20 protein-coding genes are annotated in these 21,623 nt (G+C 64.1%); 8 read left to right on the top strand and 12 right to left on the bottom strand.

All coding sequences use genetic code 11. From position 1 onward, the window contains the following. Positions 1-25: 25 nt before the first annotated feature. The 7 genes from ACLCGK_RS12625 to ACLCGK_RS12595 form a co-directional block, all read right to left on the bottom strand. Entirely contained in the window at positions 26-211 is a 186-nt protein-coding gene (locus ACLCGK_RS12625) for a hypothetical protein (RefSeq protein WP_410952114.1), read from the bottom strand. Further along, positions 208-1,320: a PepSY-associated TM helix domain-containing protein gene (locus tag ACLCGK_RS12620; protein WP_410952113.1), complete on the bottom strand. Its 1,113-nt coding sequence runs from the start codon at positions 1,318-1,320 to the stop codon at positions 208-210. Before ACLCGK_RS12620 ends, ACLCGK_RS12625 begins: the two co-directional genes overlap by 4 nt. A 141-nt stretch (positions 1,321-1,461) precedes the next feature. Next, on the bottom strand, positions 1,462-3,897 hold the full coding sequence (locus ACLCGK_RS12615; protein ID WP_410952112.1) for a TonB-dependent siderophore receptor: 2,436 nt from the start codon (positions 3,895-3,897) through the stop codon (positions 1,462-1,464). A gap of 220 nt (positions 3,898-4,117) precedes the next feature. After that, the gene (locus ACLCGK_RS12610) at positions 4,118-5,074 is read right to left on the bottom strand and encodes a FecR domain-containing protein (protein ID WP_410952111.1); all 957 of its coding nucleotides are present in this window, start codon (positions 5,072-5,074) and stop codon (positions 4,118-4,120) included. Next, on the bottom strand, positions 5,071-5,589 hold the full coding sequence (locus tag ACLCGK_RS12605; protein ID WP_015268687.1) for an RNA polymerase sigma factor: 519 nt from the start codon (positions 5,587-5,589) through the stop codon (positions 5,071-5,073). Before ACLCGK_RS12605 ends, ACLCGK_RS12610 begins: the two co-directional genes overlap by 4 nt. Positions 5,590-5,816: 227 nt before the next feature. After that, positions 5,817-6,527 carry a PolC-type DNA polymerase III gene (locus tag ACLCGK_RS12600; protein ID WP_039613220.1) on the bottom strand — a complete coding sequence of 237 codons (711 nt, stop codon included), beginning with the start codon at positions 6,525-6,527 and terminating at the stop codon, positions 5,817-5,819. Beyond that, on the bottom strand, positions 6,524-8,461 hold the full coding sequence (locus ACLCGK_RS12595) for a DUF294 nucleotidyltransferase-like domain-containing protein (RefSeq protein ID WP_410952110.1): 1,938 nt from the start codon (positions 8,459-8,461) through the stop codon (positions 6,524-6,526). The genes ACLCGK_RS12600 and ACLCGK_RS12595 overlap by 4 nt, the downstream gene beginning before the upstream one ends. A gap of 116 nt (positions 8,462-8,577) precedes the next feature. Between ACLCGK_RS12595 and ACLCGK_RS12590 the strand changes: the two genes are divergently transcribed. Continuing rightward, positions 8,578-9,117: a response regulator gene (locus tag ACLCGK_RS12590; RefSeq protein WP_309672049.1), complete on the top strand. Its 540-nt coding sequence runs from the start codon at positions 8,578-8,580 to the stop codon at positions 9,115-9,117. Positions 9,118-9,256: 139 nt separating this feature from the next. Here ACLCGK_RS12590 and ACLCGK_RS12585 read toward each other — a convergent pair whose 3' ends face one another. Further along, positions 9,257-11,434 (bottom strand): malate synthase G, encoded by a 2,178-nt coding sequence (locus tag ACLCGK_RS12585; RefSeq protein ID WP_015268691.1) that lies wholly within the window; start codon positions 11,432-11,434, stop codon positions 9,257-9,259. Between the two features lie 451 nt (positions 11,435-11,885). Here ACLCGK_RS12585 and ACLCGK_RS12580 point away from each other — a divergent pair, with 451 nt between their 5' ends. Further along, entirely contained in the window at positions 11,886-12,404 is a 519-nt protein-coding gene (locus tag ACLCGK_RS12580; protein WP_410952109.1) for a glycine cleavage system protein R, read from the top strand. Between the two features lie 332 nt (positions 12,405-12,736). Here the strand turns inward: ACLCGK_RS12580 and rarD are convergent, their stop codons facing one another. From rarD to ACLCGK_RS12560, 4 genes are all read right to left on the bottom strand, one after another. Further along, entirely contained in the window at positions 12,737-13,624 is an 888-nt protein-coding gene (gene rarD / locus ACLCGK_RS12575; RefSeq protein WP_410952108.1) for an EamA family transporter RarD, read from the bottom strand. A gap of 64 nt (positions 13,625-13,688) precedes the next feature. After that, positions 13,689-14,663, bottom strand: coding sequence for a serine/threonine protein kinase (locus ACLCGK_RS12570; RefSeq protein ID WP_410952107.1), 975 nt, complete (start codon positions 14,661-14,663; stop codon positions 13,689-13,691). A gap of 101 nt (positions 14,664-14,764) precedes the next feature. After that, the gene (locus ACLCGK_RS12565; protein WP_410952106.1) at positions 14,765-15,529 is read right to left on the bottom strand and encodes a TOBE domain-containing protein; all 765 of its coding nucleotides are present in this window, start codon (positions 15,527-15,529) and stop codon (positions 14,765-14,767) included. Between the two features lie 173 nt (positions 15,530-15,702). Continuing rightward, on the bottom strand, positions 15,703-16,434 hold the full coding sequence (locus tag ACLCGK_RS12560; protein WP_410952105.1) for a ComF family protein: 732 nt from the start codon (positions 16,432-16,434) through the stop codon (positions 15,703-15,705). A gap of 89 nt (positions 16,435-16,523) precedes the next feature. On the opposite strand from ACLCGK_RS12560, the gene bioB reads away from it, so the two are divergent. The 6 genes from bioB to ACLCGK_RS12530 all read left to right on the top strand — a co-directional run bounded on the left by bioB (position 16,524) and on the right by ACLCGK_RS12530 (position 21,509). Next, on the top strand, positions 16,524-17,582 hold the full coding sequence (bioB, locus tag ACLCGK_RS12555) for a biotin synthase BioB (RefSeq protein ID WP_013970556.1): 1,059 nt from the start codon (positions 16,524-16,526) through the stop codon (positions 17,580-17,582). Between the two features lies 1 nt (position 17,583). Beyond that, complete coding sequence (bioF, locus tag ACLCGK_RS12550) at positions 17,584-18,756, top strand: 8-amino-7-oxononanoate synthase (protein WP_410952104.1); 1,173 nt, start codon at positions 17,584-17,586, stop codon at positions 18,754-18,756. Then, complete coding sequence (locus ACLCGK_RS12545) at positions 18,749-19,480, top strand: alpha/beta fold hydrolase (protein ID WP_015268698.1); 732 nt, start codon at positions 18,749-18,751, stop codon at positions 19,478-19,480. The genes bioF and ACLCGK_RS12545 overlap by 8 nt, the downstream gene beginning before the upstream one ends. Further along, positions 19,473-20,291: a malonyl-ACP O-methyltransferase BioC gene (bioC, locus tag ACLCGK_RS12540; RefSeq protein WP_410952103.1), complete on the top strand. Its 819-nt coding sequence runs from the start codon at positions 19,473-19,475 to the stop codon at positions 20,289-20,291. The genes ACLCGK_RS12545 and bioC overlap by 8 nt, the downstream gene beginning before the upstream one ends. A gap of 10 nt (positions 20,292-20,301) precedes the next feature. Then, positions 20,302-20,982: a dethiobiotin synthase gene (gene bioD, locus ACLCGK_RS12535; RefSeq protein WP_024086137.1), complete on the top strand. Its 681-nt coding sequence runs from the start codon at positions 20,302-20,304 to the stop codon at positions 20,980-20,982. A 230-nt stretch (positions 20,983-21,212) separates the two neighbouring features. Next, the gene (locus ACLCGK_RS12530; RefSeq protein ID WP_003258614.1) at positions 21,213-21,509 is read left to right on the top strand and encodes a hypothetical protein; all 297 of its coding nucleotides are present in this window, start codon (positions 21,213-21,215) and stop codon (positions 21,507-21,509) included. Positions 21,510-21,623 lie beyond the last annotated feature (114 nt).

Raw genomic sequence — 21,623 nt, 5'->3', positions numbered from 1 at the left:
AGAAGAGGGTGCGTGTATTACCCGATTACTGCCGTGAACGAGGGTAGAAACCTTGCAGGCCCAGAGCAGCCGACACTCCCAGGCCGAGCCAGGCGAGGCTGTCCCATGCCCCGTCCCCCAGCAAGGCGGCAAACAGCCCCACGGCAGTGAGCAAGGCCACGACCATCGGCCAGATGAAGATGCGCCAGGTCGGCTGTGATTTGTGGCTCATGCCCGCGCCTCCCGCTTCGTGCGCTGTTTGCCCCACCACAGATACAAGCCGCTGCAGAGTACGATGATGGTCAGCACATCGAGTAACGCCCACAGGATTTGCATTGGCCGGCCACCGTAGTCACCGAAGTGCAGCGGTTGCGACAGGCCCATGGCATCCATGTACCAGGGGCGTTCGCCGACGGCGGTTACTGTCAGTGTTCGCGCATCGATCAGCACGGGCGTGAGCAGGTGCGAGGTCAGGTGCGTGGCGCCCTTCATGAACACCGCATAGTGGTGCTCGCTGGAAAAGCGTGTGCCCGGGAAGGCGATGAAGTCCGGACGCATGCCGGGGGCGGCCTGTTCGGCGATGGTCAGCAGGTGGGTTGCCGGGGCGCGTTCGGTGAGCGGAGGGGCATCACGGTATGGGGCAACCATGGCGGCCAGGCTGTCGTTGCGCCAGGCGGCGATGACCAGGTCCGACAGCGCGCTGATGACACCGGTCACGCCTACCGTCAGTGCCCAGGCCAAGGTGACCACGCCGATCAGGTTGTGCAGGTCGAGCCAGCGCAGGCGACGGGATTTGCCGTGGCGCACCGTGCCGAAGTCCAGGCGACGCATGAATGGTGCATAGAGCACTGTGCCGGAGATGATCGCCACGACGAAGAGCACGCCCATGAAGGCGAGCAGCAGCTTGCCGGGCAGGCCGGCGAACATGTCAACGTGCAGGCGCAGCATGGTCATCATGAAGCCGCCGTTGGCGGCCGGCATGGCCACGGCTTCACCGGTGCGTGCGTCGAGCATGAAGGTGTGCGACGAATTGGGTTCGGTGCCGGCGGTGGCGGCGGTGATGGCCACTACGCCGTTGGCTTCGTCCTCGTCGTAGCCGAAGTACTGCATGACCTCGCCGGGGCGGTGCTGCTCGGCCTTGATCACCAACTGCTGCAGGTCGAGGTGTGGCGTATCGGCCGGCATTTCCCGCAGTTCGGGGGCGTCGCCGAGCAGGTGTTCGAGTTCGTGGTGGAAGATCAGCGGCAGGCCGGTGACTGCCAGCAGCAGCAGGAACAGGGTGCAGACCAGGCTGCTCCAGGTGTGGATCACCGACCAGCGGCGGATGGTTGGGCTTTTCATCACGGTACCGATTTTTGCCTGTTGGAAGCTGGGGCAGCTGCGCAGCCCTTTCGCGACACAAGGCCGCTCCTACAGGTGAGCACGTTTTCCTGTAGGAGCGGCCTTGTGTCGCGAAAGGGCCGCAAAGCGGCCCCCGTTCACTCAGAACTTGTAATTGACACTGGCCACCACGTTGCGCTCGTCGCCGTAGTAGCAGTAGTACCCGTCACAGGTAGACAAGTAGTCCTTGTTGAACAAGTTCTTCGCATCCACGGCTACGGTCACTCCCTTGAGAGTGCTGTTCAGGCGGCCCAGGTCGTAGTGCACCGATGCGTCGTAGACGGTGTAGGACCCCACATGCCCCCAATCGGTGTTAGTGGTATTACCGTAGGTATCGCCCACGTAGCGCACGCCAACGCCGACCCCAAACCCATCCAGTGGTCCGCTGTGCCAGGTGTAGTCAGCCCAGGCAGTGGCCTGGTTGCGCGGCACCTGCGCCATGCGCTTGCCTTTCTCGTCACTGGTGCCTTTGATGATTTCGCTGTCGTTGTAGGTGTACGAGCCCACCAGTTTGAGGTTCTCGGTCACATCCGAGGTAGCCTCCAGCTCCAGGCCTTTGACACGCACTTCGCCAACCTGGCGGGTTACACCACCCTCGGTCACCGACATGTTCTCCTGCGTCAGGTCGAACACAGCAGCGGTGAACAGGCTATTGCTGCCTGGAGGCTGGTACTTGATGCCCAGTTCGTATTGCTTGCCTTCGGTCGGTTCGAAGGCATCGGTGCTGTTGACGGTGGAACCGGTGGCAGCCTGGAACGACTCGGCATAGGAGATGTAAGGGGTCAGGCCGTTATCGAATACATAGCTGAGTGCTGCGTTACCACTGAATTTCTTGTCGCGTTGGGTGTTGGTGGCATCGCCTTGGTTGTGGAAGGTAGTGCCGGTGTGCACCCAGTCCTCACGGCCTCCAAGGGTCAGGCGCCAGTTGTCCAGGGCCATCTGGTCCTGGATATACAGGCCGGTCTGCTGGGTTTTCTGGTCGTAGTCGTACATGTCGAAGTACTGAACGTTCGAGAAATCCTGACCGTAGATTGGGTTGTGGATATTGCTCGGTGGCACACCAGCCGAGCCCCAGCGCCAGCGGGCATTGCTGTCCGAGCGCTGGTGGTCGAGACCCAACAGCAGGGTATGGGCAACCTGGCCGGTCTGGAAGTCGGCCTGGAAGTTGTTGTCCAAGGCGAACTGGGAGATGTCCTCCTCGACGATACCGGCGGTGCGTTGCACGGTGCCATCTGCGCTGACAGCTTCGTCCGGTCCGGCTGGCCAGATCGAACCACCGGCGGTAATGCCCTTGAAGTCCAGTTCGTTACGCGCGTAGCGCAGGTTCTGACGGAACTGCCAGGTATCGTTCAGACGGGTCTCGAACGCATAGCCCAGGTGGTAGTAGGTGCGGTCGTAGGATTCCCAATCCGGGTCGCCCAGGTTCTTGTGGTGCGAAATCTTGCCTGCGGGGCTATCCAGCTTGGTGCCTTGCAGTGGCAGGAACTGGCCGGTGATGCCGGTGTCATCGCGGGTGTACTGGCTGATGAAAGTCAGCTTGGTGTCGTCGTTGATGTTCCAGGTCAGACTGGGCGCGATGTTGTAGCGCTTGTCCGGGATGTGGTCTACCGGCGAACCGCTGTCACGCACGGTGCCGCTCACTCGGTACAGGAACTGGCCTGCATCGTCGAGCTTGCCAGTGCTGTCGAAGTTGATCTGCTTGTGGTTGTTGCTGCCAACCTGGGCTTCGACTTCGTGGCTGCTTTCCAATTGCGGCCGACGGCTGGTCATGTCAAGCAGGCCACCTGGTGGAGTCTGGCCGTAGACCGAAGAGGCCGGGCCACGCAGCACGGCGATGCGCTCCAGGTTCCAGGGCTCGATCTTGGGGGTGGCGTAGTTGCCCTTGGGCAATGGCAGGCCATCGAGGAACTGGGTAGGCACAAAACCCCGTACCAGCAACCAGTCGCTGCGCGAGTCGGATCCATAGCCGCTGCTCTGCACGCCAGCGGTGTAGCGAAGGGCGTCGTTCAGGCTGAGCACCGGCCGGTCTTCCATCTGCTGGCGGGTGATCACGCTTACCGAGCGGGGAAGTTCGGCGATGGCGGTGTCGGTCTTGGTGCCAGCTGCTGTCCGGGTCGCGGTGTAACCCTCTACCGGTCCCCAGGCGCTTTCATAGCTGGAAGTCGCATTGATCGCAGTCTCCGGCAACGCCAGTGTCCCTTCCGGCGTAGCCACCAGGCTGTAGCTGCCCACGCTGCTTTGCTGCAGTTGCAGGCCGGTGCCGCGCAGGGCTGCCTGCAGGGCACCAAGGCCATCGTACTGCCCGCTCACCGGGGCCGAGGTGCGGCCGCTTACCAATGCCGGGTCGATGGCCAGGGTGATGCCGGCCTGGCTGGCGATCTGGTTGAGAGTGGTGGCCAGCGGGGCGCTGGGCAGGTCGTAGGCGCGCTGAGCGGATTGCTCGGCGGCGAACAGGGCAGGGCTGGCCAATGGTGCGGTCACGGCGATGGCCAGGGCCATCAGGCTGGGGCGCAGGATACGATCAACAGCACGGGACATGCAGAGGCTCCTCGACGGATAAGTGCTTTCTGCTTCCTTGCCGAGCGAGATTTGAAAAGTGACAGGGCGAATCTGAAAAAAATTGAGAATTATTTGAAGTTGGTTTTTGCCTGTACCGGCCCTTTCGCGGGCTTGCCCGCTCCCACAGGTACCACACAGGTTTCAAGCACGGTGGGGTACTTGTGGGAGCGGGCGAGCCCGCGAAGAGGCCGGTACAGGTTTATTGGGGACCGACGGTCACCCACCACGGCGTATGCCGCTCGACCTTCACCGGCAGTGCCGGCACCAGCGACGACAGCGCCAGGTCGGTATCGGTCAGCGGGAAGCTGCCGGTCACCCGCAGGTCGGCGACCTGGTCGTCTACCCCGAGGTAACCGCTGCGGTACTGGCCAAGCGTGGCCAGCAGGTCAGCCAGGCGCACGTTGTCCACCACCAGCATGCCGCGGGTCCAGGCGTCGGCACCGGCTGGCACCGTGCCGATCCGGCCAAGGCCGTTGGCGTTCATCAGAACCTGCTGGCCTTCGCGCAGCACCTGTTCGTCGCCGCTGTTCAGCGGCATGGCAGCGACCGAGGCTTGCAGTACTTCCAGGCGCGTGCCGTCGTCCTCGCGGCGCACCAGGAAGCGTGTGCCCAACGGGCGCAGGCGGCCATCGTCGGTGCGCACCAGCAGCGGGCGCCGGTCCTGATGGCCGGTTTCGACCGAAATCTCGCCTTGGTGCAGCACAATCACCCGTTGCTTGCCGGCGTAGTCGATATCCACGGCCGTGTGGCTGTTCAGGCTCAACAAGGTGCCGTCTTCCAGGCGCAGGGTACGCAGTTCGCCGGTGGCGGTACGCTGATCGGCCAGCCAGTAGCTCGGTGCCAGCGATGGTGCGCCGACCCAGGCCAGTAGCGAGCTCAGCAGAAACATGCCGGCCAGCCCGCCGCCGACCTTGCCGATACGTCGGCGCAGCCCGGCGCGCGATTGCAGCAGGGCCTGGCGTGCCGGGCCGGCAGCGGCGCTCACGCGCTGGTCCATGGCACCGAGTTGGCGCCAGGCGCGGGCATGCTCCTCGCTGGCGGCATGCCAGCGCATGAATTCGCTGCGCTCGTCAGGTGTGCCGCTGCCGTTGTCGAGGCTGAGCTTCCAGGCAATGGCGGCTTCCAGCACCCGGGACGAAACCGGTGAACTGCTCACGTCGGCTCCCCGTACAGGGCCACGTAGCACTGGCGCATGCCCTGGGCGATGTACTGGCGCACCCGCGAAACCGAAACCCCCATGCGCTCGGCGATTTCGGCATGGCTCATACCGTCCAGGCGATTGTGCAGGAATGCTGCGCGGGCCTTGCTCGACAGCTTGCCTAGCAGGCGGTCGATGGCCTTGAGGTCCTCGAGGATCAGGTGTTGCACTTCCGGGGAAGGTTGTTCGGCTTCCGGCATCAGGGCCAGTTCGGCCAGGTAGGCTTGTTCTAGCGCGGCGCGGCGGAAGTGGTCGAACATCAGGCCCTTGGCCACGGCGGCCAGGAACGCGCGGGGTTCGCGGGGCGTATCCAGTTGCGCACGGCCGAGCAGGCGCACGAAGGTGTCCTGGCTCAGGTCTTCGGCACGTTGGCGGCAGGCCATGCTGCGTTGCAGCCAGGCGAGCAGCCAGCCGCGATGGTCGCGGTACAGCGCACCGACCAGATCGGCGTGTGGGCTCTGTGCAGAAGACAAGCAGCGTCCCCCCGGAACGAATGCATTAACTAACGATAATTATTCGCGATTGTTGCAGAGGGGAGGGGGTGGGTGCAATGGACGCTTATCGGATGGCCATCATGGAAAGGGCAGGTGGCCCATCCCCGGCAAGCCAGCTCCCACAGGAAACGCGTTGATTCTGGAACTTGTGCAGTACCTGTGGGAGCTGGCTTGCCGGCGATTGGCCCTGTCAGGTCAATACAAATCTACAGGCCGTGGTTGTGCACCTTGCGCCTGCGCCACCCGCGCAAGCGCTGCTCCAACTGCAGCGGGCTGTCCAGCTGCTGGCGCCGGGCCTGGCTGAACAGGATCAGCGCCAGCTCGGCGGTGACCAGGGCATCGGCGCTGGCATGATGGCGCTCCTCTACCTGCAGGCCAAACCGCGCCACCCAGTCATCCAGCCCGGCCTCGCGCAGCACTGTGTCGGGGTTGAGCATCGGCGCCAGCTCGGCAACATCCAGGAAAGGTGACTGCAAGCGATAGCCCAGGCTTTCCTTCAGCGCGCGGGCGAGCATGCGCTGGTCGAACGGCGCATGGAATGCCAACACCGGGCTGTTGCCAATGAAGTCGAGCAGGTCGAGCAAGGCCTCGGCCGGGTCGCAACCGGCAGCCAGGGCACTCGGGCCCAGGCCATGGATCAGCACGCTGGCGTTGGTCTTCTGCAAAGGCCGGTGCAAGGTGCGTTCGAATTGCTGGGCAAAGTCGATGGCGCCGTCTTCGATGGCGACGGCACCAACCGATAACACCTGGTCACGGTTGGTGTTCAGGCCACTGGTCTCCAGGTCAAGCACCACCCAGCGCTGCTCGCGCAGGGTACACACCCCCAATGGCGCTGGCTTGGGCAGCCGGGCCAGGCGCTGGCGCGTGGCGTGGTCCAGTTCCGGCGCACTGGGGCGCAGCCAGGCGAACAGGCTCATAGCTGGTACCGCAAGGCCAGGCTGCTTTGCAGGCGCTGGGCCTGGCGCAGGGACTCGCGCAGGATGCGCCGGTCCAGGTGGTTGAGGCTGTCCGGGTCCAGGCGGTTGGAATAGGGCAGGTTGTCGCGGGTCTGGCGCTGGTGCTGCTGCATGCGCGTTTGCTGGATGAAGTGGTAGGCCTCTTCATACGCTGCGCCATCCAGTACCTCGATCACGCCCTTGGCCACGAGCTGGCGAAGGCGCTCCAGGGTATTGCAGGCACCGATGCCGTTGGCCAGGGCCAGCAGCCGCGCAGCATCGACGAAGGGCGTCAGGCCCTGGACCTTGAGGTCGAGGGTGGCGGCCTTGTCGTTGCCCTGGCGGGTCAGAACGAACTCACGCAGGCGGCCCACCGGCGGGCGCTGACGCAGGGCGTTGTCAGCCATCATGCGCTGGAAAATGCGGTTATCGGCCACCTGCTCCAGCAGGCCCTGGCGCAGCTGCTCGCAACCTTGCTCGTCGCCCCACACCACGCGCAGGTCGAAATAGATGCTCGAGCCCAGCAGGTTCTCCGGGCTGGCTTCGCGGACAAAACCGGCAAAACGCCGCGCCCATTCACTGCGCGACAGGCACAGCTCGGGGTTGCCGGCCATGACGTTGCCCTTGCACAGGGTGAAGCCGCACTGGGCCAGGCACTGGTTGATGTATTGCGCCAGCGGCAGCAGGCGTGCGCGGATGGCGTCGGCTTCGGCGCCGTCGGCGGCTTCGAAGAGGATGCCGTTGTCCTGGTCGGTGTGCAGGGTTTGTTCACGTCGCCCTTCGCTGCCAAAGCACAGCCAGCTGAACGGCACGCCCGGGTCACCGCGCTCGGCCAGCGCCAGTTCGATCACCCGGCACACGGTGTGGTCGTTGAGCAGGGTGATGATCTGGGTGATCTGCGTGGATGACGCGCCATGGGCCAGCATGCGCTCGACCAGTTGGCTGATTTCGCCGCGCAGCGAGACCAGGGTATCCAGGCGTGGCGCATGGCGGATGGTGCGTGCCAGGTGCACCAGGTCGACCCGTTGCAGGGAGAACAGGTCGCGCTCCGAAACCACACCGCACAGGCGTCGGTTTTCCACCAGGCATACGTGGGCGATATGCCGCTCGGTCATGGCCATGGCTGCGTCGAAGGCGCTGGCCTGGGGGCTGAGGTAGAACGGCTGGGCGGTCATATGCCGCGCGATGGGCGCGCCCAGGTCGGCATCGGCCGCCGCCACCACCTGGCGCAGGTCGCGCAGGGTGAAGATACCGGTGGGGTAGCGCTGCGGGTCGACCACCACGATGCTGCCAACCTGCTGCTCGTGCATCAGTCGCACGGCGTCTCGCAGAGGCGTTTCGGGGCTGCACACCACCGGGTGGCGCATGGCCAGTTCACCCAGTGGCGTGTTCAGCGAATACTGGGTGCCAAGGGTTTCCACCGCGCGCTGGCGTACCTGCTGGTTGACCTGGTCGAGCAGGCTGCTGACCCCGCGCAGGGCAAAATCCCGAAACACTTCCGACATCGAGAACACGCGGATGAACGCGGCCTTGTTCAGCTGCAGGCAGAAGGTGTCCTCACCTGCCAGATGCTCGGTGCGTGTCGCCCGCTCGCCGAGCAGGGCAGCCAGCGGGAAGCATTCGCCACTGGTGATCTCGAAGGTAGTCTCCACACCAGGTTTGACCAGATGCTGGCGTTCGCCGACCACGCGGCCCTGCTTGACGATGTAGAAGTGCTCGACCGGCCCGTCGGCAGGTTTGACGATGCTTTCGCCGCTGGCATAGAAGCGCAGCTGGCACTGTTCGACCAGGTAGGCCAGGTGGCTGTGTTCCATCTGGTTGAACGGCGGAAAACGCTGCAGGAACTGCAAGGTGCCCTGGATGTTCTGCAGCACTGCTGTCCTGCCCGCCTGGGTGTAGGCGTCCTTTTTGCTCATGAAACTGACCGTATCGCTATGCCGAACTATATATCTATATATATAGGTGCCGGCCATGTTGTTCTCTGCCTCCATGGTCGGCTTGCGGCGGGATGGTGCCCATTGGACGTAAGTCTATGAGCGCCCCTGTCAAAGACCCGACGAAAGGCCAACCGGGTTACGCAAGTTCTGCGGTCCTAATGCTGAAGCGGAATTTTTTTGACGAGATGAGCATGCCTGAGCAACACGACATCCTGAGTGACGCCGAGCGCGAGGCATTGGCCCTCGTAAGTGCGCCCGTGGTTGCCAAGCCCTTGGTGCTGGTGGTGGATGACAATGCGGTGAATCGTGAGGCCCTGATCCTGTACCTGAAAAGCCGGGGGATTGACTGTGTCGGGGCGGATGGGGCCGAGGAGGCCAGGCTGTACCTGCACTACCAGCAAAGAATCGGCTTGATGATCACGGATTTGCGCATGCAGCCCGAGGATGGCCTGGACCTGATCCGGCAGATTCGCGAGTCGGAACGGGCGGCGTTGTCGATCATCGTGGTGTCGGGAGATACCGACGTCAAAGAGGCGGTGGACGTTATGCACCTGGGGGTGGTGGATTTTTTGCTGAAGCCGGTCGATCTGGACAGGCTGCTGGAGCTGGTGAAGAAAGAACTGCAGATCGGTTAGCTGAGGAGCCTGTTCCGGCCTCATCGCCGGCAAGCCAGCTCCCACAGGGACCGCACAGCGTTTGGGGCCTGTGCAGTCCCTGTGGGAGCTGGCTTGCCGGCGATTGGGCCGCAAAGCGGCCCCCTGTCGCAGATGTCGCTTACAGCCCGTTACGCGCCTTGAACTCGCGGCGACGGCGGTGCAGTACCGGCTCGGTATAGCCGTTCGGCTGCTTGCCACCTTCCACCACCAGTTCTACCGCCGCCTGGAACGCGACGTTGTCGTCGAAGTTCGGTGCCATCGGGCGGTACAGAGGGTCGCTGGCGTTCTGCTGGTCCACCACCACGGCCATGCGCTTGAGGCTTTCCAGCACCTGCTCCTGGCTGACCACGCCATGGCGCAGCCAGTTGGCCAGCAGCTGGGCCGAGATGCGCAGGGTGGCGCGGTCTTCCATCAGGCCGACGTTGTTGATGTCCGGCACCTTCGAGCAACCTACGCCCTGGTCGATCCAGCGCACCACGTAGCCGAGGATGCCCTGAGCGTTGTTGTCCAGTTCGTTGCGGATCTCTTCGGCCGACCAGTTGGTGTCGGCGGCCAGCGGGATGGTGAGGATGTCATCCACCGACGCGGGTGTGCGCGAAGCCAGTTCACGCTGACGCGCCTGTACGTCCACCTTGTGGTAGTGCAGGGCATGCAGGGTGGCTGCAGTCGGCGACGGCACCCAGGCGGTGTTGGCACCGGCCAGGGGGTGGGCGATCTTCTGCTCGAGCATGGCTGCCATCAGGTCGGGCATGGCCCACATGCCTTTGCCGATCTGCGCACGGCCTTGCAGGCCGGTGGCCAGGCCAACGTCGACGTTGTTGTTCTCGTAGGCACCGATCCACTTCTCGTTTTTCATGGCGCCCTTGCGCACCACGGCGCCGGCTTCCATCGAGGTGTGGATTTCATCGCCGGTGCGATCGAGGAAGCCGGTGTTGATGAACACCACGCGCTCGGCTGCGGCCTTGATGCACGACTTGAGGTTGACCGTGGTACGGCGCTCCTCGTCCATGATGCCGACCTTGACGGTATTGCGCTTCATGCCCAGCAGGTCTTCGACCTGGCTGAAGATTTCGGCGGCGAAGGCTACTTCCTCCGGGCCGTGCATCTTCGGCTTGACGATGTACACGCTGCCGGTGCGGGTGTTCTTGCGGCTGGTGTTGCCATTGAGGTTGTGCAGGGCGATCAGGTTGGTGAACAGGCCGTCCTGGATGCCTTCGGGGATTTCGTTGCCCTGGGCGTCGAGGATCGCCGGGTTGGTCATCAGGTGGCCAACGTTGCGCACGAACAGCAGCGAACGGCCGTGCAGGGTCACGCTGCCGCCGTTGGGCGCGGCGTACTCGCGGTCCGGGTTCATGGTGCGGGTGAAGGTCTTGCCACCCTTGCTCACGCTTTCGGCCAGGTCGCCTTTCATCAGGCCCAGCCAGTTGCGGTAGACGATCACCTTGTCGTCGGCGTCGACGGCGGCAACCGAGTCTTCGCAGTCCATGATGGTGGTCAGCGCCGATTCCATCAGGATGTCTTTCACGCCGGCGGCGTCGGTGCTGCCGACCGGGGTGCTGGCGTCTACCTGGATTTCGAAGTGCAGGCCGTTGTGCTTGAGCAGCACGGCAGTCGGCGCGGCGGCATCGCCATGGAAGCCGATCAGTTGGGCATCGTCACGCAGGCCGCTGTTGCTGCCGCCTTTCAGGGCAACTACCAGCTTGCCGCCTTCGATGCGGTAGCCGGTGGAGTCGACGTGCGAGCCGGCCGCCAGTGGCGCGGCCTCGTCGAGGAAGGCGCGGGCGAAGGCGATGACCTTGTCGCCACGTACCTTGTTGTAGCCTTGGCCTTTCTCGGCGCCGCCTTCATCGCTGATGGCATCGGTGCCATACAGCGCGTCGTACAGCGAACCCCAACGGGCGTTGGCGGCGTTCAGGGCGAAGCGGGCGTTCATCACCGGTACGACCAGCTGTGGGCCGGCCATGTGGGCGATTTCTTCGTCCACGTTCTGGGTGGTGGCCTGGAAATCGTCGGCTTGTGGCAGCAGGTAGCCGATTTCCTGGAGGAATGCTTTGTAGGCTACGGCGTCGTGGGCCTGGCCTTTGCGTGCCTGGTGCCAGGCGTCGATCTTGGCTTGCAGCTCGTCGCGCTTGGCGAGCAGGGCTTTGTTCTTTGGAGCGAGGTCATTGATGATCTTCTCTGCACCGGCCCAGAACTGCTCGGCGACGATGCCGGTCCCTGGGATGGCTTCGTTGTTCACGAAGTCGTACAGGACCTTGGCGACCTGAAGGCCACCGACTTGAACGTATCCAGTCATTGCTTGCCTCACTCTGCTCAGCTATTTCGCTCTTCTGTATTAAGCCTGTAGCGCTTCTCTAAACACGGCACCAGTGCATGCCCCCGAGTAAAGCCCCGAGCGGGGCTGGGTGCGGCCTGCCAGACCGGCTGGCAGACAGTGTGCGTATTTTCACAGGCGCCTTGGCAGACATCCAAACGACGTTTTGTAGTCCGCGCCACGGGATACTACATGAAGCAGTAGGCGGGGCAAAATCAGACTAAAAGCGCCGTTATGCGACCCGTTGGTCGCGTATGGTCACGCTGGGAGTGAGTATGTTCGCAAAAAACAGGTGGATTGTTCCAGATAAATCTTGAAACAGTACACGATTCGTTGTGCGGATTGCCCTGCGGCAGGTTGCCGCGCCTTGCCTATACTGAGTCGATCCCCCGATTTTCTGCCGCACGGCGCGGTCCGACACGAGGAAGGGCTTGTGGATCATCTTGTACTGACTGTGATTGCCCCTGACAAGGCCGGCCAGGTCGAGCGCATTGCCCAGTGCATCGCCGACCACAGTGGCAACTGGCTGGAGAGCCGCATGTCGCGCATGGCCGGGCAGTTTGCCGGCATCCTGCGGGTGGCGGTGCCGGCGGAAAACTACGACGAACTGGTGGCTTCGCTGCAGGGGTTGGCCCGATATGACATTCGTGTGCTGATCGCCGAGAGCGGCATCGAGCCGTCGTGCACCTGGAAGCCGATTGCCATGGAGCTGGTAGGGAATGACCGGCCGGGGATCGTGCGTGATATCACCCGCTTGCTGGCTGAATTGCAGGTGAACGTCGAGCGGTTTTCAACAGAAGTGCGGCCGGCGCCGATGAGCAGCGAGCCGTTGTTTCATGCAGATGCGTTGTTGGCTTTGCCGTTGACTCTACCGCTCGAAGAACTGCAGCAGCGACTGGAGAGCCTGGCGGATGACTTGATGGTGGAGTTGAAGCTGCGGCCGGAGGATTGATCCGAGATTGCCGGGGCCGCTTCGCGGCCCATCGCAACAAAAGTCCGCTCCCACAGGGTTTACTCTTTCCCTGGGAGGGGTGTCTTTGTTTCCCGATGGGCTGCAAAGCAGCCCCCTGCGGTTATCCCGATATCACGGGGAAGGCCCTGTGGATAACCTGGGGGTTCCCCTCTCCAGCCCAGGCCTCGCGCGCCTTGCACGGCCTTGATCAAAAAACACCCAAAAATCAGCAGCTTGTGCACAAAGCACGGGGACGAGGGTGTGGATAACCTTTGGAGATGTCTCTGCAGGCCACGAATCACAAGGCCTGCAGAGTTGTGATCATTTTCTGATCAACTACGCTTGCGCAAACTGACCCACGCATCGACGCTGTAAATCGCCAAACCTGCCCAGATGAACATGAACGCCACCAAGTTGCTCGACGACAAGTGCTCATCAAACAGCAGCACCGCCTGCAGCAGCACCAAGGTCGGCGCCAAGTACTGCAGGAAGCTCAGCGTGGTGTACGGCAAGTGCCGCGCGGCAGCGTTGAAGCACACCAGCGGCACCAGTGTCACCGGACCCGCAGCCATCAACCACAACGCTTCGCTGCTGGTGTAGAACGCGCCCTGGGCACTTGTCGCCGCCGGATGCAGTAACAGCCAACCAAGGGCCAGCGGTACCAGCATCCAGGTTTCCACCACCAGGCCCGGCAGCGCCGCTACCGGTGCCTGTTTGCGAATCAGCCCATAGAAGCCGAAGCTCAGCGCCAGTACCAGCGACACCCACGGCAGGCTGCCCACCTGCCACACCTGCTGAGCCACACCCACGGCGGCCATGGCCACGGCCAGCCATTGCAGCCGACGCAGGCGCTCGCCAAGGATCAGCATGCCCAGCAGCACATTGATCAGCGGGTTGATGTAGTAACCCAGGCTGGCCTCAAGCATGCGCCCGTTGTTCACCGACCATACGTAGGTCAGCCAGTTGCCGGCGATCAGCGCCCCGCTCAGGGCCAGGATGCCCAGCCGGCGCGGGTTGTCACGCAGTTCACGCCACCAGCCTGGGTGTTTCCATACCAGTAGCAGCAACGAGCCGAACAAAGCCGACCAGAGCACCCGGTGGACAATGATCTCCACCGCCGGAACGCTCTGGATTGCCTTGAAGTACAGGGGGAAAAGACCCCAGATGATGTAGGCGCTGAGGCCTAGTAGGTACCCGCGACGCGGGTTTGCGGCGTGCATGCAGAATCCTTGCTTAGGTAGCTAAATAAAGCGACGCCTATTGTAGACAGAGGCGGGCGTGCTTCTAGAACAATTTCAGCGGCGCTTCATCCAGTGCGGCCATTTGCTCGCGCAGGGCGAGAATCTGGTCTCCCCAGTAGCGTGGCAGGCCGAACCAGGGGAAGCTCGGCGGGAATGCCGGGTCGTCCCAGCGCCGCGCCAGCCAGGCGCTGTAGTGCAGCTGGCGCAGGGCGCGCAGGGGCTCGATCAGGGCCAGCTCGCGTGGGTCGAAGTCGTGGAACTCGTTGTAGCCGTCGATCAGTTCGGCCAGTTGCCCCAGGCGCTCCTCGCGGCTGCCTGCCAGCATCATCCACAGGTCCTGTACCGCCGGGCCCATGCGGCAGTCGTCGAGGTCGACCACGTGGTACACCTCGTCGCGGTGCATCAGGTTGCCGGGGTGCAGGTCGCCATGCAGGCGGATGAGCTTGTGCGGGGTGCGGGCATAGATGTCCTCCACTCGCTTGAGCAGGTCGCGGGCCACCGATTCGAACGCCGGCAGCAGTTCGCGAGGGACGAAATCGCCTTCCAGCAGGGTATTCAGCGAGGCGTGGCCGAAGTTGTCCACAGCCAGCGCTTCGCGGTGCTCGAACGGTTTGCTGGCACCCACGGCATGCAGGCGGCCGAGCAACTGGCCAAGACGGTAGAGCTGGTCGAGGTTACCCGGCTCTGGCGCGTGGCCGCCGCGGCGGGGGAACAGGGTGAAGCGGAAGCCCTGGTGTTCGAACAGGGTGCGGCCGTCGTGCTGCAGCGGGGCGACCACCGGCACTTCGCAGTCGGCCAGTTCGGCGGTGAAGCTGTGTTCTTCGAGGATGGCCGCGTCGCTCCAGCGGCCTGGGCGGTAGAACTTGGCGATCAGCGGTTGCGCGCCCTCGATGCCCACCTGGTAGACGCGGTTTTCGTAGCTGTTCAGCGCCAGCACCCGGGCATCGCTGAGAAAGCCCAGGCTTTCCACGGCGTCCAGGACCAGGTCGGGGGTGAGGGTATCGAAAGGGTGGGACATGGTGGCTCCGGGGGTAGGCGGCGTGGGGGCCATGGTAGCGCGTTATGCCTGTACTGGCCTCTTCGCGGGTAAACCCGCGAACCGCGCAAAGCGCGGCCAGGCTATGCAGGAATCCCAAGCAATACATAAGAGGGATGAAATTGAACCCGCACCGAACTGCCTGCTGCCACCCGCTGCCCAGCCAACCAATCCGTCTCGGCAAACGCACACAACGTCTGCCCATTCCCCAACGCCAACCGGACCTCACCAGGCCCATCAGCCTCCGCCAGCACCTCCTCCACCGTCGCCCGTAGGCAATTGCTATCCGCTTCGGCCTGTTCCTCGTCGGCCAGCAACCTCACCCACCCCGCCTTGAGCAGCGCCACTACCGTCGTCCCCAGCGTCAGTTCTAGCCGTGCGGTGCTGTCGTGGGTGATCAACGCTTCGACCTCCAACCCTCCACCCAACGCCAGGCTGACGCGATCATGCCGTCCTTCGCGGCGCAGGCCGCTGACCTGGCCCTGCAACTGGTTGCGCGCGCTGGTACGCAGCATCAGCCGGCCGAGCAGGTCGAGGTCGCTGGACTCCTCGGCCGCTTCGAGGATTTGCGCCTGAAGGGCCTGCAGCCTCTGGTACAGGCGCAGCACCCGCTGGCCTTCCGGCGACAGACGGGCACCACCGCCACCACGCCCGCCGGTACTGCGCTCGACGAGGGGCTGGCTGGCCAGGTTGTTGAGTTCGTCGATGGCGTCCCAGGCGGCCTTGTAGCTGATGCCCGCAGCCTTGGCGGCGCGGGTGATCGAACCTTCTTCGGCAATGTGCTGCAGCAGCGCGATGCGCTGGGGGCGGCGGGCGATGTGCTGGGTGAGGTGGGGGGGCAGGGGCATGGGCATTTGGTCTTGTGGGGGCCTGAGGATGGATAGTGTGTAGGAGCGGCCTTGTGTCGCGAAAGGGGCGCGAAGCGGCCCCACGGATTCATGCCTTGGCAAATATCGCTGGGGCTGCTGCGCAGCCCGATCGCGACACAAGGCCGCTCCTACACCGGGCGATCCGCGCTTGCTCATACATACCCCGGCTTGGCCGTACGCGCCAGGCAATACACATCCACCCGCCGCGCACCGGCCTTGCGCAGCACTTCGGCAACCGCTTGCGCGGTCGCACCGGTGGTCAACACGTCATCGATAATGGCGACATGCTCGCCCGTCAGCTTGCCCCTGACGGTAAACGCCTGGCGCAAGTTGCGTCGCCTGGCCTTGGCGTCCAGTTGTTGCTGCGCAGGTGTCTCCCGTGTGCGCAGTAGCAACCGCTCGTCGCAACGTACCCCCACGTGCGACGACAGCCAGCGCCCGAGCATCCCCGCCTGGTTGAACCCCCGCTCCCGTAGTCGACGTTTGGCCAAGGGTACAGGCAACAACAGGTCGGGGCGCGGTAGCCCTTCGGTAAAGCGGTGCAGCAGCCCATGCGCGAGCAATTCGGCCATCAGGCGCCCCAAGGGCCACTGGCGGTTGTGCTTGAAACGGCTGATCAGCGTGTCCACCGGAAAGCCGAAATGCCACAGTGCAAGCACCTGCTCGAAGGCCGGTGCGCGGCGCTGGCATTGAGCGCAAGTCAGGCCGGCTATCGGCAATGGCAGGGCGCAGCGCAGGCAATGATCGCCCAGCCAGGGCAGTTCCTGCTCGCAGGCGACGCACAGCGGGTAGGCCTGCTCGGCAGGTTCATCGCACAGCAAACACGATTGGTTAATAAGTGAGCACTTGTAAACCAGCCTTTTCCAGTATGGTTGACAGTTCATAGGCCTTCCATGACTATGCGAGCTATCCGTGATGCGCTGGCGGGCTTTCCTGTCCCGGCGCCTGCTTCAGCCTAAACAAGGAAACGCCAATGAGCGCCAGCACAACTGCAACAACACGTCACGACTGGTCCCTGGCCGAGGTCAAGGCGCTGTTCCAGCAACCGTTCAATGACCTGCTGTTCCAGGCGCAGACCGTGCACCGCGCGCATTTCGACCCGAACCGCGTGCAGGTTTCGACCCTGTTGTCGATCAAGACCGGCGCCTGCCCGGAAGATTGCAAATATTGTCCACAGTCCGGCCACTACAACACCGGGCTGGAAAAACAGAAGCTGATGGAAGTGCAGAAGGTGCTGGAAGAAGCCGCCCGCGCCAAAGCCATCGGTTCTACACGCTTCTGCATGGGCGCGGCGTGGAAGCACCCGTCGGCCAAAGACATGCCCTACGTGCTGGAGATGGTCAAAGGCGTGAAGGCCATGGGCCTGGAAACCTGCATGACCCTCGGCAAGCTCGACCAGGAGCAGACCAAGGCCCTGGCCCAGGCCGGCCTGGACTATTACAACCACAACCTCGACACCTCGCCTGAGTTCTACGGCAGCATCATCACCACCCGCACCTACAGCGAGCGCCTGCAGACCCTGGCCTACGTGCGCGATGCCGGGATGAAGATCTGCTCCGGCGGTATCCTCGGCATGGGCGAGTCGCTGGACGACCGCGCCGGCCTGCTGATCCAGCTGGCCAACCTGCCCGAGCACCCGGAGTCGGTACCGATCAACATGCTGGTCAAGGTGGCCGGTACGCCGCTGGCCGAGGAAGAAGACGTCGACCCGTTCGACTTCATCCGCATGCTGGCCGTGGCCCGTATCCTCATGCCCAAGTCGCACGTGCGCCTGTCCGCCGGCCGCGAGCAGATGAACGAGCAGATGCAGGCCCTGGCCTTCATGGCTGGTGCCAACTCGATCTTCTACGGCGAAAAACTGCTGACCACCGCCAACCCGCAGGCCGACAAGGACATGCAGCTGTTCGCACGCCTGGGCATCAAGCCCGAAGCGCGTGAAGAGCACGCCGACGAAGTGCACCAGGCGGCCATCGAGCAGGCGCTGGTCGAGCAGCGCAGCAGCGAGATGTTCTACAACGCCGCGACAGCCTGAAATGGCCTTCGACTTGGCAGCGCGCCTGGCCGAACGGCGCGCCGCAGACCTGTATCGGCAGCGGCCACTGCTGGAAAGCCCGCAGGGGCCGGAAGTGGTGGTCGATGGCCAGTGTTTGCTGGCCTTCTGCAGCAATGACTACCTGGGCTTGGCCAACCACCCCGAGGTGATTGCCGCCTGGCAGGCCGGCGCCGAGCGCTGGGGTGTCGGTGGCGGTGCCTCGCACCTGGTGATCGGCCACAGTACGCCGCACCACCAGGTGGAAGAGGCCCTGGCCGAACTCACCGGGCGCCCGCGCGCGCTGCTGTTCTCCAACGGCTACATGGCCAACCTGGGCGCCATCACCGCGCTGGTGGGGCAGGGCGACACGGTGCTGCAGGACCGCCTGAACCACGCTTCGCTGCTGGATGGCGGGTTGCTCAGTGGTGCCCGTTTCAACCGCTACCTGCACAACGACCCGGCCAGCCTGGCCAGCCGCCTGGACAAGGCCGTAGGCAATACCCTGGTAGTGACCGATGGCGTGTTCAGCATGGACGGCGACCTTGCCGACCTGCCGGCGCTGGCCGATGTCGCCCGCGCTCGCGGTGCCTGGCTGATGGTTGACGATGCCCATGGCTTGGGCACCCTCGGCACCCGGGGCGGCGGTATCGTCGAGCACTTCGGCCTGGGCGTTGAGGATGTGCCGGTGTTGATCGGTACGCTGGGCAAGGCTTGTGGTACCGCCGGTGCCTTTGTGGCCGGCAGCGAAGAGCTGATCGAGGCGCTGGTGCAGTTCGCCCGCCCGTACATCTATACAACCAGCCAGCCACCGGCGCTGGCCTGCGCCACCCTCAAGAGCCTGGAATTGCTGCGCCGCGAAACCTGGCGCCGCGAGCACCTGGCCGCGCTGATCCGCCAGTTCCGTGAAGGTGCGCAGCAGATCGGCCTGGAATTGATGGACAGTCCGACGCCGATCCAGCCCATCGTCATCGGCGACAGCGCAAAGGCCCTGCGCCTGTCACGCATGCTGCGCGAGCGCGGTTTGCTGGTGACGGCCATCCGCCCGCCCACCGTGCCAGCGGGCAGCGCACGCCTGCGGGTGACATTGAGCGCCGCGCACAGCGGGGCGCAGGTGCAGCTATTGTTGAATGCATTGGCCGAGTGTTATCCACAGTTGGAGAGCGCCGATGCGTAATCGACTTGTTCTGTTGCCTGGCTGGGGCTTGGGCACTGCTTCCCTGGAGCCGCTGGCCGCCAGCCTGCGTGCCCAGGACGCCCGCCTGCAGGTAGAGCTGATGCCCTTGCCGGAACTGGCCCATAGCGATGTGCAGGCCTGGGTCGACCACCTCGACCGCAAGCTGCCGAGCGATGTCTGGCTGGGTGGCTGGTCGTTAGGCGGCATGCTGGCCAGCGCGCTGGCGCACAAGCGCGGCGACCATTGCTGCGGCCTGCTGACTCTGGCCAGCAACCCCAGTTTCGTGGCTCGCCCCGACTGGCCCCACGGCATGGCCGAAGACACTTTCGGCACCTTCCTCGACGGCTGCCGCAGCCATACCCAGGTCACCCTGAAGCGCTTCCGTACCTTGTGCAGCGACGGTGCCCTGCAACCGCGCACCCTGCTGCGTCAGCTGGGTGTCGGCGTGCCGGACACCGACCCGTTGTACCTGGCCACGGGCCTTGAGGTGCTGGCCAAGCTGGATACCCGCGAAGCACTGCAGGCCTATGGTGGCCCGCAGCTGCACCTGTTCGCCGGCAGCGATGCGCTGGTGCCGGCAGAGGCGGCAAAAGCGCTGAGCGAGCTGCTGCCCGATGTAGAAGTGGGCCTGGTCGAAGAAAGCTCCCACGCGTTCCTGCTGGAATACCCGCAGGAACTGGCGGCGGGCATCAAGAGTTTCCTGCATGAGAGTGGCGATGACTGACCTTTCCCGTCCGACCCTGCCCGGCGCGCTGCCCGACAAGCGCCAGGTAGCGGCCTCGTTCTCCCGCGCCGCAGCCAGCTACGACAGCGTGGCAGCCTTGCAGCGTGCGGTGGGTTCGAGCTTGCTGGAGCAGTTGCCGGAAGGCCTGCAGCCGTCACGCTGGCTGGACCTGGGCAGCGGCACCGGTCATTTCAGCAGGGCGTTGGCCGAGCGGTTCACCCAGGCCAGCGGCGTTGCGGTGGATATCGCCGAAGGCATGTTGTGCCATGCCCGCAACGAACAGGGCGGGGCGCTCTATCACGTGGCCGGTGACGCCGAGCGTTTGCCGCTGCGTGATGCCAGCGTCGACCTGGTGTTCACCAGCCTGGCCGTGCAGTGGTGCGACCAGTTCGCCAGCGTGCTGGCAGAAGCGCTGCGAGTGCTGCGCCCGGGCGGCGTGCTGGCCTTCAGCAGCCTGTGTGTGGGTACCCTTGATGAACTGCGCGCCAGTTGGCAGGCGGTGGATGGCCTGGTGCATGTGAACCGCTTCCGCCGTTTCGAGGACTATCAGCGCCTGTGCGCAGCCAGCGGCTTCGAACAGCTTGGGCTGCAGCGCTGCCCGCACGTGCTGCACTACCCGGATGTACGCAGCCTGACCCATGAGCTCAAGGCACTCGGTGCCCACAACCTGAACCCTGGCCGGCCTTCCGGGCTTACCGGCCGGGCCCGCATGCAGGGCCTGCTGCAGGCTTATGAGGCATTTCGCCAGCCCGAGGGGCTGCCAGCCACCTACCAGGTGGTCTATGGTGTGTTGCGCAAGCCACAGGCTTAAGGGGAGCGAGATGAGCCAGGCCTATTTTATTGCCGGTACCGATACCGATGTTGGCAAGACCACCATCGCAGCCGGCCTGTTGCATGCGGCACGGTTGCAGGGCATGAGCACGCTGGGGGCCAAGCCGGTGGCCTCCGGTTGCACGATGACGCCCAAAGGCTTGCGCAACAGCGACGCACAGGCGCTGATCGATGAAAGCACGATCAAGCTGCCCTACGAGCAGGTCAACCCGTTTGCCTTCGAACCGGCCATCGCACCCCATGTGGCAGCGCGCGAGGCGGGAGTAACGCTTGCCGTGCCGGAACTGTTGGCGGCGATGCGCAATGTGCTGCAACAAAATGCCGATTTCACCCTGATCGAGGGGGCCGGTGGCTGGCGCGTGCCGTTGTCGGGGCTGGAAAATCTGTCCGACCTTGCGGTGGCCCTGCGGTTGCCGGTGATTCTGGTGGTCGGTGTGCGGCTCGGCTGTATCAGCCATGCCTTGCTAAGCGCTGAGGCAATCGAGCGCGACGGGCTGCAATTGGCCGGATGGGTGGCGAACATCATCGAGCCGCGTACTTCGCGCCTGGAAGAGAACCTGGCCAGCCTGGCCGAGCGTTTGCCGGCGCCATGCCTGGGGCGGGTGCCCAAATTGAAGCAGGCCAGTGCCGACATGGTGGCTGAACACCTGCAGCTGGATCTGCTGGATTAGCCGTTTCCAGGCCCGGCCCTTTCGCGGGCTTGCCCGCTCCCACAGGTACAGCGCAGGGTCCAGATATTGTGCGGACCCTGTGGGAGCGGGCAAGCCCGCGAAGAGGCCGGTACAGGAATATCCAAGGCCTATCAAATGGCACCAGGCCATTAGGGATTTAAACGGGCCTTTTCACCCCTGGCCTGCTTTAATTGGGCCTGTTCGTCATCCAGCGTCAATGGAGTCCTGACATGGAAATCACCGGTAGCTCCGCCTATTACGCGGGCCTGAGCGCAATCCAGACCGGCCAGAACCGCGTCGATCAGGCTGCCAGCCAGATCGCCAGCACCACCGCCGAGCGTAGCGCCACCAGCCAGTCCAGCGATTTTCAGGCCGAACGCCTGCGCGCGGTCGACCGCAGCCAGCAGATGGACCTGGCCACCAGCACCGTGCAGCTGGCCGTGGGCAAACTCGAAGTCGAGCTTGGCGCAAAGGTCGCCAAGGCATCCGACGAAATGCTCGGCCGGATCATCGACACCTACGCCTGACAGGGCGCTCACCCGATTTACACGCAGCCCCTGTGGGAGCGGGGGGGGGGGGGGGGGGGGGGGGGGGGAGGGGGGGGGGCCGCCTGCTCGGACCTTTCTACTAGTCACCCCGAT

The organism is Pseudomonas sp. S1(2024), from assembly GCF_046557535.1.
This window is presented reverse-complemented; position numbering and strand designations above follow the sequence as displayed.

Bases quoted from the DNA above. Each gene is read 5' to 3' on its own strand.
- rarD (WP_410952108.1), bottom strand. From the start codon at position 13,624: ATGCACGCCGCAAACCCGCGTCGCGGGTACCTACTAGGCCTCAGCGCC.
- ACLCGK_RS12570 (WP_410952107.1), bottom strand. From the start codon at position 14,663: ATGTCCCACCCTTTCGATACCCTCACCCCCGACCTGGTCCTGGACGCC.
- bioC (WP_410952103.1), top strand. From the start codon at position 19,473: ATGACTGACCTTTCCCGTCCGACCCTGCCCGGCGCGCTGCCCGACAAG.
- ACLCGK_RS12585 (WP_015268691.1), bottom strand. From the start codon at position 11,434: ATGACTGGATACGTTCAAGTCGGTGGCCTTCAGGTCGCCAAGGTCCTG.
- ACLCGK_RS12545 (WP_015268698.1), top strand. From the start codon at position 18,749: ATGCGTAATCGACTTGTTCTGTTGCCTGGCTGGGGCTTGGGCACTGCT.
- bioB (WP_013970556.1), top strand. From the start codon at position 16,524: ATGAGCGCCAGCACAACTGCAACAACACGTCACGACTGGTCCCTGGCC.
- bioF (WP_410952104.1), top strand. From the start codon at position 17,584: ATGGCCTTCGACTTGGCAGCGCGCCTGGCCGAACGGCGCGCCGCAGAC.
- ACLCGK_RS12560 (WP_410952105.1), bottom strand. From the start codon at position 16,434: ATGAACTGTCAACCATACTGGAAAAGGCTGGTTTACAAGTGCTCACTT.
- ACLCGK_RS12615 (WP_410952112.1), bottom strand. From the start codon at position 3,897: ATGTCCCGTGCTGTTGATCGTATCCTGCGCCCCAGCCTGATGGCCCTG.
- ACLCGK_RS12565 (WP_410952106.1), bottom strand. From the start codon at position 15,529: ATGCCCCTGCCCCCCCACCTCACCCAGCACATCGCCCGCCGCCCCCAG.
- ACLCGK_RS12620 (WP_410952113.1), bottom strand. From the start codon at position 1,320: ATGAAAAGCCCAACCATCCGCCGCTGGTCGGTGATCCACACCTGGAGC.
- ACLCGK_RS12590 (WP_309672049.1), top strand. From the start codon at position 8,578: ATGAGCGCCCCTGTCAAAGACCCGACGAAAGGCCAACCGGGTTACGCA.
- ACLCGK_RS12530 (WP_003258614.1), top strand. From the start codon at position 21,213: ATGGAAATCACCGGTAGCTCCGCCTATTACGCGGGCCTGAGCGCAATC.
- ACLCGK_RS12625 (WP_410952114.1), bottom strand. From the start codon at position 211: ATGAGCCACAAATCACAGCCGACCTGGCGCATCTTCATCTGGCCGATG.
- bioD (WP_024086137.1), top strand. From the start codon at position 20,302: ATGAGCCAGGCCTATTTTATTGCCGGTACCGATACCGATGTTGGCAAG.
- ACLCGK_RS12595 (WP_410952110.1), bottom strand. From the start codon at position 8,461: ATGAGCAAAAAGGACGCCTACACCCAGGCGGGCAGGACAGCAGTGCTG.
- ACLCGK_RS12600 (WP_039613220.1), bottom strand. From the start codon at position 6,527: ATGAGCCTGTTCGCCTGGCTGCGCCCCAGTGCGCCGGAACTGGACCAC.